This window comes from Paraclostridium dentum, assembly GCF_048568265.1.
Lineage (GTDB): Bacteria > Bacillota > Clostridia > Peptostreptococcales > Peptostreptococcaceae > Paraclostridium > Paraclostridium dentum.
Map to the genome: position 1 here is coordinate 1,388,628 of NZ_CP183813.1, position 14,278 is coordinate 1,402,905.

Annotated in this window: 8 protein-coding genes and 1 pseudogene; 7 read left to right on the forward strand and 2 right to left on the reverse strand. The window is 26.6% G+C overall.

The annotated features are described in order from the left end of the window. Positions 1–47: 47 nt before the first annotated feature. Positions 48–770 carry a DUF4184 family protein gene (locus tag ACN6I1_RS06175; RefSeq protein ID WP_419743124.1) on the reverse strand — a complete coding sequence of 241 codons (723 nt, stop codon included), beginning with the start codon at positions 768–770 and terminating at the stop codon, positions 48–50. A gap of 144 nt (positions 771–914) precedes the next feature. On the opposite strand from ACN6I1_RS06175, the gene ACN6I1_RS06180 reads away from it, so the two are divergent. The 7 genes and pseudogenes from ACN6I1_RS06180 (at position 915) to ACN6I1_RS06210 (ending at position 12,851) form a co-directional block, all read left to right on the forward strand. After that, a complete protein-coding gene (locus ACN6I1_RS06180) occupies positions 915–1,763 on the forward strand; it encodes a YARHG domain-containing protein (RefSeq protein ID WP_419743125.1) in 849 nt (282 codons plus the stop codon). Between the two features lie 134 nt (positions 1,764–1,897). Further along, entirely contained in the window at positions 1,898–3,670 is a 1,773-nt protein-coding gene (locus tag ACN6I1_RS06185; RefSeq protein WP_419743126.1) for an HD domain-containing phosphohydrolase, read from the forward strand. A gap of 72 nt (positions 3,671–3,742) precedes the next feature. Next, positions 3,743–4,945, forward strand: a complete 1,203-nt coding sequence (locus ACN6I1_RS06190; protein ID WP_419743127.1) for an exonuclease SbcCD subunit D — start codon at positions 3,743–3,745, stop codon at positions 4,943–4,945. Beyond that, complete coding sequence (locus tag ACN6I1_RS06195) at positions 4,945–8,070, forward strand: AAA family ATPase (RefSeq protein ID WP_419743128.1); 3,126 nt, start codon at positions 4,945–4,947, stop codon at positions 8,068–8,070. The genes ACN6I1_RS06190 and ACN6I1_RS06195 overlap by 1 nt, the downstream gene beginning before the upstream one ends. A gap of 296 nt (positions 8,071–8,366) precedes the next feature. Continuing rightward, entirely contained in the window at positions 8,367–9,629 is a 1,263-nt protein-coding gene (locus ACN6I1_RS06200) for an MBOAT family O-acyltransferase (protein WP_419743129.1), read from the forward strand. A 128-nt stretch (positions 9,630–9,757) separates the two neighbouring features. Then, positions 9,758–11,053 (forward strand): annotated as a pseudogene (locus tag ACN6I1_RS06205) (DHHW family protein). 103 nt (positions 11,054–11,156) lie between these two features. Then, complete coding sequence (locus ACN6I1_RS06210; protein WP_419743130.1) at positions 11,157–12,851, forward strand: BCCT family transporter; 1,695 nt, start codon at positions 11,157–11,159, stop codon at positions 12,849–12,851. 43 nt (positions 12,852–12,894) lie between these two features. Here the strand turns inward: ACN6I1_RS06210 and sstT are convergent, their stop codons facing one another. Continuing rightward, the gene (gene sstT / locus ACN6I1_RS06215; protein WP_419743131.1) at positions 12,895–14,109 is read right to left on the reverse strand and encodes a serine/threonine transporter SstT; all 1,215 of its coding nucleotides are present in this window, start codon (positions 14,107–14,109) and stop codon (positions 12,895–12,897) included. Positions 14,110–14,278 lie beyond the last annotated feature (169 nt).

Sequence of the window (14,278 nt, forward strand, 5' to 3'; positions counted from 1 at the left end):
GTGAAACTAATTTACACCGTTAACTACTTATTTTTATATCATAAAATTTATTTAAATAATTTGTATCTATAAATAATTGATGAGGTTAAATATCCTAAAAACAACCCATTTATAAAAGTTACTACAAATCTACCTATTCCAAAGTTTTTAAATATAAGATAGCTTAAAATAATAATTAAAATTTGTATCGAAATAGCTGTTAAATGATATTGAAATTTATTTGATCTTATATATTTATTACTATACCTTCTTATAGTATAGAAGTAATATAAAATAACAAAAAAACCTAATAATGTGCTACCATGTTGAAGCAATTTGAAAAATGGAACTTGATAACCAAGTATATGTATAGATTCTTTTAATAGACTTATGTTAACAACAAAATAACCTGTTTTATGGGTAAATGCATCCCAGATTATATGTGTTAGCATTCCGACTATACATGAGTATGCAAATACAAAAATATCTTTAGTACTTTTAAAATTAAAATCATAACTTATAAGATATGTATAATAGTTACAGATCTTAGAAGGGAGATTAATTATAAATGGATTTTTTATGAACTTTAATATTAGGTAGTTTAACAAAAAGCATATTGGAAGATTAAGAATTACAAATCCTAATAGTGTATGTCCTAAATTACTGCTTGGATTAAATAATAAAAAATATATAAAATCTGGGGCCATAGAGCCTAGAATCAACCCTAATAAATTAAAATTTTTGTTCTTTGAAAAAATTACTACAGCTGGATGTGCTAATGTAAATGGCATAAAAAATTCTCCTTAAACTTTTATTTCATTTTAATATAATAATATAAATAAATAAAATATGCTATAAATTTTGAATTGTAATATATATTAAAAAGATTAATATAATTTAATTGTGACTATATTTTAAATTTAGAGAGGTATTTTATGAAAGTTTGTAAGGTTTGTAAAAAAGAACTTCCTGAAAACGCTATATTTTGTGATGGATGTGGAAATAAGATAATAGAAACATCTATAAAAAAACAAAACAAAAGACACTCAATGAAAGTTATAGTGTCTATAGCAATTGTAGTTACAGTATGCATATTGGCTATTATAGTAGTATTAATATCAAAAGATAAAATATTATATAACCATTATAAGATAAAAGGAGATAAGGAAGAGTCTATATCAAAGTCAATAGATTACTATGTAGACGCTCTAGAAATAAAATATACAGATGAAATTGTAAGAGATATTAGTGATAAAATAAAAGAAAATGAAAACTTTGAAGAAGAAATTACAAAATTAGAAGGGATACTAAATGAAAAAGATTTAAATAACTTATATGCAAAAATGTACGTGAAAAAAGCAGGAAAAAATTTTAGTGATGGAAATTATGAAACTTCATTTAAATATTTAAAAAAGGCAGAAATATATAATTATGATATATCAAAATTTGAATATTATGAAGATTTAATTGGATTTATAAATAATAATTATAGTGAAAATGACTATCCTGTGTACATGGGATATGGAGAAAGTTATTATATAATACCAGATAGTAGTAGTAGATATTTGACTAAAGAAGAATTATATCAATATGATAAGTCAAGTTTAGGGTTTATTAAAAATGAAATTTTTGCAAGACATGGGTATGTATTTAAAAATGAAGATTATAGAAATTACTTTACAAGTATGCCTTGGTATTTACCAGATTCAAGATTTAAAGGAACTTTAAAAGAGTTGAACCCTGTTGAGAAGCACAATGTAGAACTAATTCAAAGTATAGAATAATATTGAATAAAAAATAGTAGCAACTATAAATAGGTGGCTACTATTTTTTTAACCAAAATTTACCAAATGAAAAAATATATGATTTAAAGTAATATATAATTGATATGATATGTAAAAAGGAAGTAGGAAAAAATATGAAAGAAAATTTAATGGATTTAATATTTAATACGCTGCCTATACCTATATGGATAAAATCAAAAGAAGGAGCATTTCTAGACCTAAACCAAAAATTTAAAGACACATACATAAGTAAAGAAATAAATAAAGAAGATATCATAGGTAAATTCAATAAAGATATATACCCTGTAGAAATAGCTAAAAAGTATGATATGAACTATAAAAAAGTACTAGAAAGCAAACAACCTATGACATTTGAAAATAAGCACAAAAATAAAATAACCAAAGCTTATTTAACCCCTGTACTTGACAAAGATAAAGAAATAATTGCAGTAACTGGTATAATACACGATATATCAGAGTTTAAGCAATATGAAGAAGATAATATATATCAGAAGAAATTAGTTGAAACTATAATAAATAGCATACCAGATATAGTATTTTATAAGGATAAAGAAGGTAAATATGTAGGAGGAAATAATGCTTTTTTTGAAGGGTTTTATGAAAAAGATAAGAGTGATGTTATAGGAAAAACAGATGTAGAACTAAGTGAAGATAAAAACTTAGCAGAATATCTTATAAAAAAAGATAAAGAAGTAATAGAAAGTAAAAAAAATATATATTCCAAATTAAAAATAAGAAATAGTAAAAATGAAGTTACATATTTTGAAAGTATAAAAACACCTGTAATAAATGAAAAAAATGAAGTAGTAGGCGTAGTAGGCGTATCAAGAGACATAACAAAAAGAAAAAAATTAGAAAATATGTTAAGACAAATGAGTTATACAGATAAATTAACGGGACTTTTTAATCGAGCATATTTTGAAGAACAAATAAAGATTTTAAATAATGAAAAATTTTATCCTCTAAGTATGATAATTGGAGATGCAAATGGATTAAAGAAATTAAATGATACAAGAGGCCATTTAGAAGGGGATAAATTGATTATAAAAATTTCAGAAATTTTAAAAAATAGTTGTAATAAAAGTGACCTTATTTTTAGGTGGGGTGGAGATGAATTTGTAATTCTTATGCCAAATACAAATTCTATTTGTGCTCAAAGTACATATAACACTATTTTAGAAAATTGTAAAAAGGCTAGTAACTATTCCATGAAAATAAGTATAGCACTAGGATTTTCAACAAAAGTCGATAATACATTAAGTATAGAAGATTTGATAAAAGAAGCAGAAGATACAATGTATCAAGAAAAGTTGCTATCAAAAGAGAGTAGAAAAAATTATATAATGAAATCTCTACAAAAAACATTAGAAGAAAAGAGCTTAGAAACAAGAGATCATACTAGTAGGACTGTAGAATATGCATACAAAATAGGGAAAAAATTAAACTTAAATAATAAACAAATTAGAGAATTAAAACTATTAGCATATTTACATGATATAGGAAAGATTGGGGTATGTGAAAGCATAATAGAAAAACCTGGACCTCTTACTCAAGAGGAATATGGTTTAATCCAAAATCATAGTGAAAAAGGATTTAGAATAGCTAATTGCACACCTGATTTATCTCATGTAGCTTATGGAATTTTAACTCACCACGAACGATACGATGGAAATGGATATCCACTAGGGTTAAAAGGCGAAGAAATTCCTTTATTATCAAGGATAATATCTGTTGTAGATGCATTTGATGCAATGACAAGTGATAGAGCATATAGAAAAGCAATGTCAAAATCACAAGCAATAGAAGAATTAAGAACAAATTCAGGAACTCAATTTGATTCAAAGATTGTAGATGTTTTTATAGAAGAAATAGAAAGTGATATATAATAAAGAAGCCTTCATTTAAATGAAGGCTTTTTATGATATAATCAATTATATAAAATCTTAAGGAGGAAATTTATGAAAATTATTCATACAAGTGATTGGCATATTGGGAAAATAGTAAATGAATTTTCGATGATTGAAGATCAAAAATACATTTTAAATAGATTAATAGATTTAATAGAAAAAGAAAATCCAGAAGTACTTATAATAGCAGGGGATGTATATGATAGGTCAATTCCACCTGTGGAAGCTGTAGAATTATTAAATGAAACTTTAAGTAATTTAATAATTGATAAAAAAGTAAAAGTATTGGCTATATCAGGAAATCATGATGGTGGAGAAAGACTAAGCTTTGGAAGTCAAATTTTAGAAAAGCATGGATTATATATAGCTGGAAGAGATGATGAACTATACAAGCATGTAGTTGTAAAAGATGGAGAAAAAAATGTGAACTTTTATTTAATTCCATATAAGGACCCTGCATTAACAAGAAAAATTTTAGATGAAAAAGAAATTAGAAGCCATAATGATGCAATGAAATTTGTAGTAGAAAAAATTAAGGAAGATATGAATCAAGAAGAAGTAAATATCCTAGTAGGACATGGATACGTTACTATAAAAAGAGAAGATGCAATAGAATGTATTGAAAATAAATATGAAGTAGTAAACCTTGAAACATCAGAATCTGAAAGACCTCTATCAATAGGAGGAACAGATTTAATAGATGGTAAAATATTTGATGACTTTGATTATGTAGCTTTAGGGCATCTTCATGGAAGACAAAAAATTGGAAGAGAAGAAATGAAGTATTCAGGATCAATTTTAAAGTATTCTTTTTCAGAAGTTAAACAAAAAAAAGGAGTTTACATACTCGATATAAACAAGAAGGATGAAATAGATATAGAGTTTAAATGTTTAAAACCAGTAAGAGATTTAAGAGTTATAAAAGGGAATATAGAAGAGTTAATAGAGGAAGCTAGAGAGGTAGAAGAAGGAAAAGAAGATTATATACAAGCTATATTAACAGATGATGGAGAACTTATAAATCCAATGGAAAAGTTAAGAGCAGTTTATCCAAATACTATGTTAATAACAAGAGAGAGAAAAAGGGAAATTAGCGAAGATAAAACTTCAGCAAAAGGTGAATATAAGAGAAAAAGTAAGCTAGAGCTATTTAAAGAGTTTTATGAAGACTTAGGTAGTGGAGATTATACAGAAGAAAAAGAAGTGGTTTTAATGAATACTATAAATGAAGTTTTAAAAAGTGAGGTGAAATAATGAGACCTATAAAGTTAACCATAAGTGCCTTTGGACCATATGCAGATAAGCAAGTTATAGACTTTGAAGAATTAAATGGTAGAAACATATTTGTGATATCAGGAAAAACAGGAGCAGGTAAAACTACTATATTTGACGCTATAAGCTATGCCCTATACGGAGAGGCTAGCGGAGAGTCAAGAGAGACAGACTCTTTGAGAAGTCATTTTGCAGATGATGATGTAGAAACTTTTGTAGAATTAGAATTTGAATTAAAAGGTGAACGATATATAGTAAATAGAGTTCCAAAGCAAAAAAAGAAAAAATCAAGAGGTGAAGGATTTACAGAAAAGAGCGCAGACGCAACACTTACATTACCAGATGGAAAAGTTATAACTAAAGTTACCAATGTAACAAATAAATTAATTGAGATATTGGGTATAACTAGAGATCAGTTTAAACAAATTGTGATGCTTCCACAAGGTGAATTTAAAAAGTTATTATTAGCAGATTCATTAGAAAGAGAAGGTATTTTTAGAAAAATATTTAACACTTATGATTTTGAAAAAATCCAGATAGATCTTAAAGAAAAAGCTATAAGTTTAAGCAAAAACAGAAATAAAAGTAAGGATGAAATGCAAACTAACTTAAAAAATATAAAAGGTGAGCATGATATATCCATTGGAGAATATGTAGATTTTCCTTTTGTTATAGAAAAATTAAAAGATTTTATATCAAAGGATAGTGAAGCTTATAAATATTTAAATGAAGATGATAAAGATTTATATAATGAACTAGAACTTATAAATAAGGAAAAAGTAAAAATAGAAAACAATAACAATTTATTGAAAGAAAAAGAAAAAATAGATAATAGTTTATTAGATCTTATAAACAAAGAAAAAGAGTTTGAACTAAAAAAGGAAACTATAAATAAATGTAAAAGTGCCAAAGAAGTTAAATACATAGAAGATAAATTAATAGAAAATGAAAATATATTAGAACAAAGAAAAAAATCATATGAAGAAACTCTATTAAATATTGAAAGACTAAATAAAGAAGCTGATATAGCGAAATCAAATTTGAAAATAGAAGAAGCTAAAGAACCTGAAAGGGATGCTCTTAAATTAGAGATAAATAAGTTAGAGAGTATAAAACCTAAAATAGCAGAATTTGATGAATTAAAAAATAGCTTAATCATTAAAAATAAAAGCTTTGATGAAGTCAAATTTAAAATAGAAAATAATAAAAAAAATAACGAAAAATTAAAAAAAGAAAAATTAGAAAATGAAAATAAATTAAAAGAAATAGCTACAGCAGAGACCAAAAAAGTAGAAATAGCAAATGAAATCTCTAATAAGGAAAAAATAATACAAGAGACTAGAGAGTTGTTTAAAATAATAGCAAGTTATGAAAAATCAAAACTTAGTCATTATAACTTAAAAATAGAATATGATTCATTTGAAAAAGTATATAAAAGTATAAAGAAAAATTATAATGATATGGATGAACTTTATAAAAAAGAACAAGCTGGTATACTTGCATGTTCTTTAAAAGAAAACACACCCTGCCCTGTATGTGGATCTAAAAATCATCCAAATCCAGCAGTTATAAGTAAAAACTTAATAGTTCCGACTAAAGAGGAATTGAAAATAGCTAAAGAAAAATTAGAAGAAGCTGAAAAGGAAAATAATTTAAAGATAAATGAATTAACTAAATTAAATACTGACTGTAAAAATTATTTTGAGATTGTAAGTAATAGTTTATTAAAGTTTTCAAAAACTTTAAATATAGATGAAAAATATTCAGTTAACACAGCCGATGTAGTTAAGTTAAAAGGAATTGAATTAAAGGGTAATATTGATGATTTAAATAAAGAACTCATAAAAATAAATGAAAAATTATCATTGAAAAAGAATATAGATGAACAAAATATAACTATAGAAAAGAGTTTAGTAGAAGTTGAAAAAGAACTAAGTACATTAGAAAAAACTGAAAAGATACTATTACCTGAAATAGCTCAAATAAATACAAAAATAGAAGAGTATAAAAAAGAAATTCCTAATGATATTTTAGATATAAAAACTCTAGAGACTTTAATAAATAGAAAAGTAAAAGAGTTAGAAATAAGCTTAAATAACTTAAATAAGTTAAGAGAGTATAATGAAAATATATCAAAACAATTAGAAAGTGAAAGTTCTAAATCTAATGAAATTAAGAGTTCTATGGAAGAATTAAAGACTAATGTAGAAAAGATAAAGTTAGAATTTAATACTTTATTAAAAAACTTAGGATTTAAGGATTTTAACAATTATGAGGAATTTAAAACAAAGATTTATTTAATTGAAGACTTAGAAAAAGAAGTTGAAGATTATTATTTAAATTTAAATTTACTTAAATCTAAAAAAGAAGACATAGTTATTAAAACTAAAGATTTATCTTTTATTGATATAGATAGTATTGATGAAAAGCTAAAGAAACTTCAAGAAGAAAAGAAAGGTTTAGAGCTTAGACTTAGAGAACTTTACTCAGTATTAGAAAACAATAAATCTATACTTAAAAATGTAGAAAGTTTAAATGCTAAGTTTAAAGCTATAGAAGAAGAGTATAAGGTTGTAGGAGAATTAGCTGATTTGGCAAATGGTAAAAAATCTCCATATATATCTTTTGAAAGATACATATTAGCTTCATACTTTGAAGATATAATAGAAGCGGCAAATATAAGACTTGAAAAAATGACAGGTGATAGATTCTCCTTAATAAGAAAGAAAAGTAAGAGCAAAGGAGCGGGGCAAAAAGGTTTAGAACTAGAAATTTACGATAACTATACAGACAGCTCTAGAGATGTTAGCTCATTATCAGGAGGAGAAAGTTTCAAAGCATCTTTATCTTTGGCACTAGGACTTTCAGATGTAGTTCAATCAAATGCAGGAGGAGTATCCCTTGATACTATGTTTGTTGATGAAGGATTTGGAACATTAGATCCGCAATCACTAGATAACGCAATTGATAGTTTACTTGAACTTCAAAGAGGTGGAAGGTTAGTAGGTATAATATCACATGTTGAAGAATTAAAAGAAAGAATAGATGCTAAGTTAGAAGTAGTATCTACAGCAAAAGGAAGTAAAGCTGAATTTAATATATTGTAAAAGATTAAATAATTAAAAATCCAACTCTATTTTAGAGTTGGATTTTTTTACTTTTAAGAAGTTTATATTTTTAACTGTAACATAAATGTCACTTAACGATGATAAATTAACGCTAAGGTCAAAGGATTTAAGATTATAAAAACTAATGGAGGTGGGTTATGGTATTTTCAAATACGTTATTTCTTTACTTATTTCTTCCTATTAATCTTATTCTGTATTATGCAGTTAAGAGCAGAAAATGGAAAAATTTTATTTTGATTATTTTTTCTTTAGCATTTTATGCTTGGGGAGAACCGGTGTGGATATTTCTTTTAATATTTAGTTCTTTAGTAGATTACGGACATGGACTATTTATTGAAAAGTATAGAGGAACTAAGTTAGCTAAAATAGGTTTATTATCATCTATATGTATTAATTTAGGATTATTAATTACTTTTAAATATAGTGCATTTTTATATGAAAATTTAAATACTATATTTAATTTATCGTTAGAAATACCTAAATTTTCATTGCCTATAGGAATTTCTTTTTATACATTTCAAACTTTATCATACACAGTAGATGTATATAAGGGAGAGGTTAAAGCACAGAAAAATTTCTCGAAGTTCTTGATGTATGTATCTCTGTACCATCAATTAGTTGCAGGACCAATAGTTAGATATTCAGATGTAGAAGAAGAAATTGAAAGTAGAGTTACTACTGTAGAAAATTTTAGTAGTGGAATAAGTAGGTTTACTATAGGTCTTGCAAAGAAAGTATTAATTGCAAATGTAGCAGGACAGTTTGTAACTCAATATATGAATTCAGATTTATCTAGTATAACTGTTCTTGAAGCTTGGTTTGGAATTGCAATGTTTACTATACAAATATATTTTGACTTCTCTGGATATTCAGATATGGCTATAGGGCTTGGGAAGATGTTTGGATTTACATACATGGAGAATTTCAACTATCCGTATATATCAAAATCTGCAACTGAATTTTGGAGAAGATGGCATATATCATTAGGGAGTTTCTTTAGAGACTATGTATATATACCATTAGGTGGAAATAGAAAAAACATGATATTTAATTTATTCGTTGTATGGTTTTTAACTGGTATATGGCATGGAGCTAGTTGGAACTTTATACTTTGGGGTCTTTATTTTGGTATATTAGTATATTTAGAAAAAAAGATTTTATTTAGAGTTTTAAACAAAATACCAAAAATATTTTCACATATATATCTGATTGTTGCACTTTTAGTTGGATGGACTTTATTTTACTTTACAGATGTAAATAGAGCTTTTGAATATATAAAGATATTATTTGGATTTACAAATAATGAGCTTACAAATAATGAGCTAAAGTTAGTTTTTACAAACAATATATATTGGATTTTAATAGCTATAGTTGCTAGTACCCCTATATATCCATATCTGAAACAATATATAGGACAAAGTAGAATAAAACCATTTGGACAAGTTGTAGAAGTTCTATTAAATGTAGTTATAATGATTTGTTGTACTTCAATGTTAATAGCAAGCAGCTACAATCCATTTTTATATTTTAGGTTTTAGGAGGTCTTATGAGTCGTAAATTAAAAAGACAAGAGAAACGAAAAAATGAATTAAGTAAAATATTAAGCAAAATAAATATATTTATATTTTTGGCAACCTTGATAATGTTTTCTGTTTTATCAGTAATTATGCCAAAAAAGACAGTATCAGAGATAGAAAAAAGAGAATTAGCAAAATTTCCTAAGTATACAAAAGAATCACTATTCTCTGGAGATTACTTTAAAGGAATTGAAAATTTTTATAATGACACATTTCCATTTAGAGATAAATTTTTACAGATATCTTCGCACATAAATGAATCAAAGGGAATAAGACAAGGTGAAGATGAAATAAAATTATACAAATAGAGAGGTAATAAAATGAATAAAAAAATAAAACCATCAACAAGAAAAATATTAGCAATGTGTTTAGTGCTTATCATTGGTAGTCAAGTTGTAGCGTGCTCAAATAAAGACGCTGAAAATTCTAATGTAGCAGATACTAATTCTGAACAAAAAGTAGATACATCACAAAATAATAAAACTGATAGTAATGCAACTGCTGAAAAATCAGGATCAGTTATTACTATAGGAAATAAGGCCTTTGAGATTTTTAATGAAAATAAAGCTGGAGAAAAAGAATATTCTCAAATTATATCTGAACATAAAAAAGCATTGGGAAAAGATGTACAAGTTTATAATATGGTGGTTCCAACTCATGTTGAATTTGGACTACCTGAAAAATATAAAGATATGTCAAAATCAGAAAAAGATTCTATAGACAGTATATATAAAAATATGGACAAAGATGTAAAGACTGTAGATGCTTATGATAACTTGAAAAAACATAAAGATGAGTATATATACTTTAATACTGATCATCACTGGACTTCATTAGGTGCATACTATGCATATCAATCATTTGCAAAAGAAGCAGGATTTAAACCTGCAGAACTATCTGAGTATGACAAATATACTAAAGAAGGTTTTTTAGGAACATTATATGCACAAACACAAGATAGCAAGATTAAAAGCAATCCAGATAAAGTGGATTATTATAAAATTCCTTGTGATTATAGTGTTTATAGATATGAAAAAGAAAACCCTAATAAACCTCTTAAAACGACTTTATATGCAGATTATGCTAAAGGGTCTAATGCTTACTCAGTTTTCCTACATGGAGATTTCCCAAGAATAGATATAAAAAATAAAGATGCTAAAAATAATAAAAAATTGGTTGTAGTAAAAGAATCTTATGGGAATGCATTTGTTCCATTTTTAATACCTCACTATAAAGAGGTAATAGTTATAGACTCAAGACATTATAAGGATAGCTTAGAAAAATTAGTAAAAGAAAATAATGCAAATGAAGTTTTATTTATAAATAATGCGTTTGCTGCAAACACACAAAAAATAGTTAATACTATAAAAGATTTAAATAAATAATAAAAAAAGGAATGTATTAATACATTCCTTTTTTATTATTTATTATATACTAACGCATATAAATTATTAGTATAGTATTTATTGAAAAATTAGGAGGGATGTTGTGATAAATAAAAATGTAGAAGAATGTGCGAAAATAAGAAAGTCTATTATGATACCTATGACGCTAATATTTATTTTTGTTATTACAATAGGGGTTATTAAACCAAATATGCTGTATAACATTGAAAATAATATAGTAACATGGGCTACTAAAAGCTTTGGATGGTTATTTCAATTATCTGCTGTATTTTTTTTATTTATATGTTTATGGATTATGTTTTCAAAATATGGATCTATAAAATTAGGGGGAAAGGATGCACAACCAACTATGAGCTATTGGAATTGGTTCTGTATATCATTAACGGCGGGTATAGGGACGGGGATATTATTTTGGGGAATAGCAGAGCCCATAACCCATTTTATGAATCCTCCAGAATCTATGGGTATAATTCCAGGAAGTGAGTCTGCAGCTATGTTTGCAATGAATACATCTTTTACACACTGGACGTTTTATCCGTATTCAATGTATGCAATATCAGGAGTATGTATAGCTTTTGCAATATATAATATGAAATTACCATGTAGAGTAAGTTCTGTACTATATCCACTATTCAATAAAAAGGTAAATTATAAACTAGAGTCTTTAATTGATAATATATGTTTGTTTGCTATGGCAGGTGGAGTAGCTGCTATATTGGGAGTTGGAACTATGCAAATTAGCAAAGGATTAAATATAATACTTGGAGTCCCTAATAATAAATTTACGTGGATTATTATTGTGACGATAATAGTTATAACATATATAATATCTAGCATAACTGGAATAGATAAAGGAATCAAATGGATATCAGATAAAAATACAAAGTTATTTATAGGACTTATGGTTTTTATATTTGTATTAGGACCGACTTCATTTATATTATCTCTAGGGACACAATCTTTAGGCAATTTTGCAAGTAATTTCTTGCAAATATCAACTTACTTAAGTCCTATTGATGGATCTGATTGGCCTAGATGGTGGCCTATATATTACTGGGCTATATGGCTAGCATACGCGCCTTTAAATGGAATGTTTTTTGCAATGATAAGTAAAGGAAGAACTATACGAGAATTTATGGTAATGAATTTAATAATACCAGCATTATTTGGTATGATATGGTTTATTATATTTGGAGGAGCGGCTATACACCAAGAGCTTTCATATGGAGATTTATGGTCATCCATACAAAGTTCAGGAATGGAAGTATCACTATTCGCTTTCTTAACAAAATATCCTTTTGTAAAAATACTATCTATATTTTTTATATTGGCTATATTTATTTCAATAGTTACAATGTGCGATTCTGTTACAACAACTATAACAAGACTATCAATAAAATCAGATAAGAATGAAAAAACTAAGACTTCCTATAAAATAAATATATTTTGGGGAGTATTAATGGCTTCTATGGCTATTGTAAACCTAATTTGTGCAGGAGGTAAAATTAGTGGTATAGATGCAACTAAACAAATCGCAACTGTTGCAGGTTTTCCAATATTATTCTTTATGATAGTATTAGCATTTTGCCTAGTAAAAATGTTAGTTAATCACAAGTTATATGATAGGACTGATGAATATAAGGATGAAGCTTATATTGTAAAAACTACAAAGCATGAAGTTGAAGACATAACTACAACAGAAGTAGATGCAATGTCGTGTGGACTTACACGTAATAATTCGATTACAGATAATAATAAAAGTGAGGAGTGTAAATAGTAAAAATGCGGTATATAAAATTATACCGCATTTTTAACTATGATTATTTACTTTCTTTACGTAGTTTTGAAAATTCAGCTACAGCTGTAAATAAAACATCAGTAGATGAATTTATAGCTGTTTCACAAGAATCTTGAATTACACCAACTATAAATCCTACTCCTACAACTTGCATTGCTATGTCATTTGGGATACCAAACAAGCTACATGCAAGAGGTACTAATAAAAGCGAACCTCCAGCTACTCCTGAAGCTCCACAAGCGCTTATAGCAGATAATAAACTAAGTAACAAAGCCATAATAATATTTACTTCTATTCCAAGGGTATGAACTGCTGCAAGTGTTAATATAGAAATTGTAATTGCAGCTCCCCCCATATTAATAGTAGCTCCAAGTGGTATAGAGACTGAATAAGTATCTTTATCTAAATTTAAATCTTTACATAATTGCATATTAACAGGTATATTTGCAGCTGAGCTACGAGTAAAAAATGCTGTAAGTCCACTGTTTTTTAAACATTTAAAAACAAGTGGATAAGGATTCTTACGAATTCCAACAAAGGCTATAAGTGGATTTACTACAAGTGCTATAAAAAGCATACAACCGACTAATAACATAATTAATTGTCCATAGCTAAGTAAGGATTCTATTCCTTGAGTAGATATACTATCAAACACTAGCCCCATAATTCCAAGAGGAGCAAAATTAATTATCCATTTTACTACTTGAGATAGTGCATCAGAGACATTTGAAATCATTGTTTTAGTAGATGAAGAAGCGTTTTTAAGTGCAAGACCTATAATTAAAGCCCAAGATAAAATACCTATATAATTAGCATTATAAAGTGCCATTACAGGATTATCAACAACGTTCATAAGGAGTGCTTTTAAAACATCTATAACTCCACCGGGAGGAGCCATCTTACTAACGCCAGAACCAAGAGTTAGTGTTATAGGGAATAAAAAACTTGCTATAACAGCAACTAACCCTGCTAAAAATGTGCCTAAAAGATAAAGAAATATTATTGATTTCATATTAGTTTGTTGACCTTGCTTGTGTTGACAAATAGCGGATATGACTAAGAAAAACACAAGAATAGGAGCGACTGATTTTAGAGCTCCAACGAATAATGATCCGAAAATAACTATTGGCTTAGCTATATTAGGTATAGTTAATGCTAGCAATATTCCTATAACTAAACCAACTAAAATTCTTTTAACCAAACTAATTTTGTTCCACTTATTAAGTAAATTTCTCATCGTACCTCCTATTTAAAAAATATTTTGATGCTTAAATAATTAATCTAGTTCTAATTAATATTATTAAATAAAAATAAAGTATATGTTTGAATTTTGAGAAAATTAAAAAAATAATAAAAAATTATAAATAAATATATCTATATGATAAACTTATACATACAAAATCAAA

What these genes read in the sequence shown, in the direction of transcription:
- sstT (WP_419743131.1), bottom strand. Translation starts at nt 14,109, where the DNA reads ATGAGAAATTTACTTAATAAGTGGAACAAAATTAGTTTGGTTAAAAGA.
- ACN6I1_RS06175 (WP_419743124.1), bottom strand. Translation starts at nt 770, where the DNA reads ATGCCATTTACATTAGCACATCCAGCTGTAGTAATTTTTTCAAAGAAC.
- ACN6I1_RS06195 (WP_419743128.1), top strand. Translation starts at nt 4,945, where the DNA reads ATGAGACCTATAAAGTTAACCATAAGTGCCTTTGGACCATATGCAGAT.
- ACN6I1_RS06190 (WP_419743127.1), top strand. Translation starts at nt 3,743, where the DNA reads ATGAAAATTATTCATACAAGTGATTGGCATATTGGGAAAATAGTAAAT.
- ACN6I1_RS06180 (WP_419743125.1), top strand. Translation starts at nt 915, where the DNA reads ATGAAAGTTTGTAAGGTTTGTAAAAAAGAACTTCCTGAAAACGCTATA.
- ACN6I1_RS06185 (WP_419743126.1), top strand. Translation starts at nt 1,898, where the DNA reads ATGAAAGAAAATTTAATGGATTTAATATTTAATACGCTGCCTATACCT.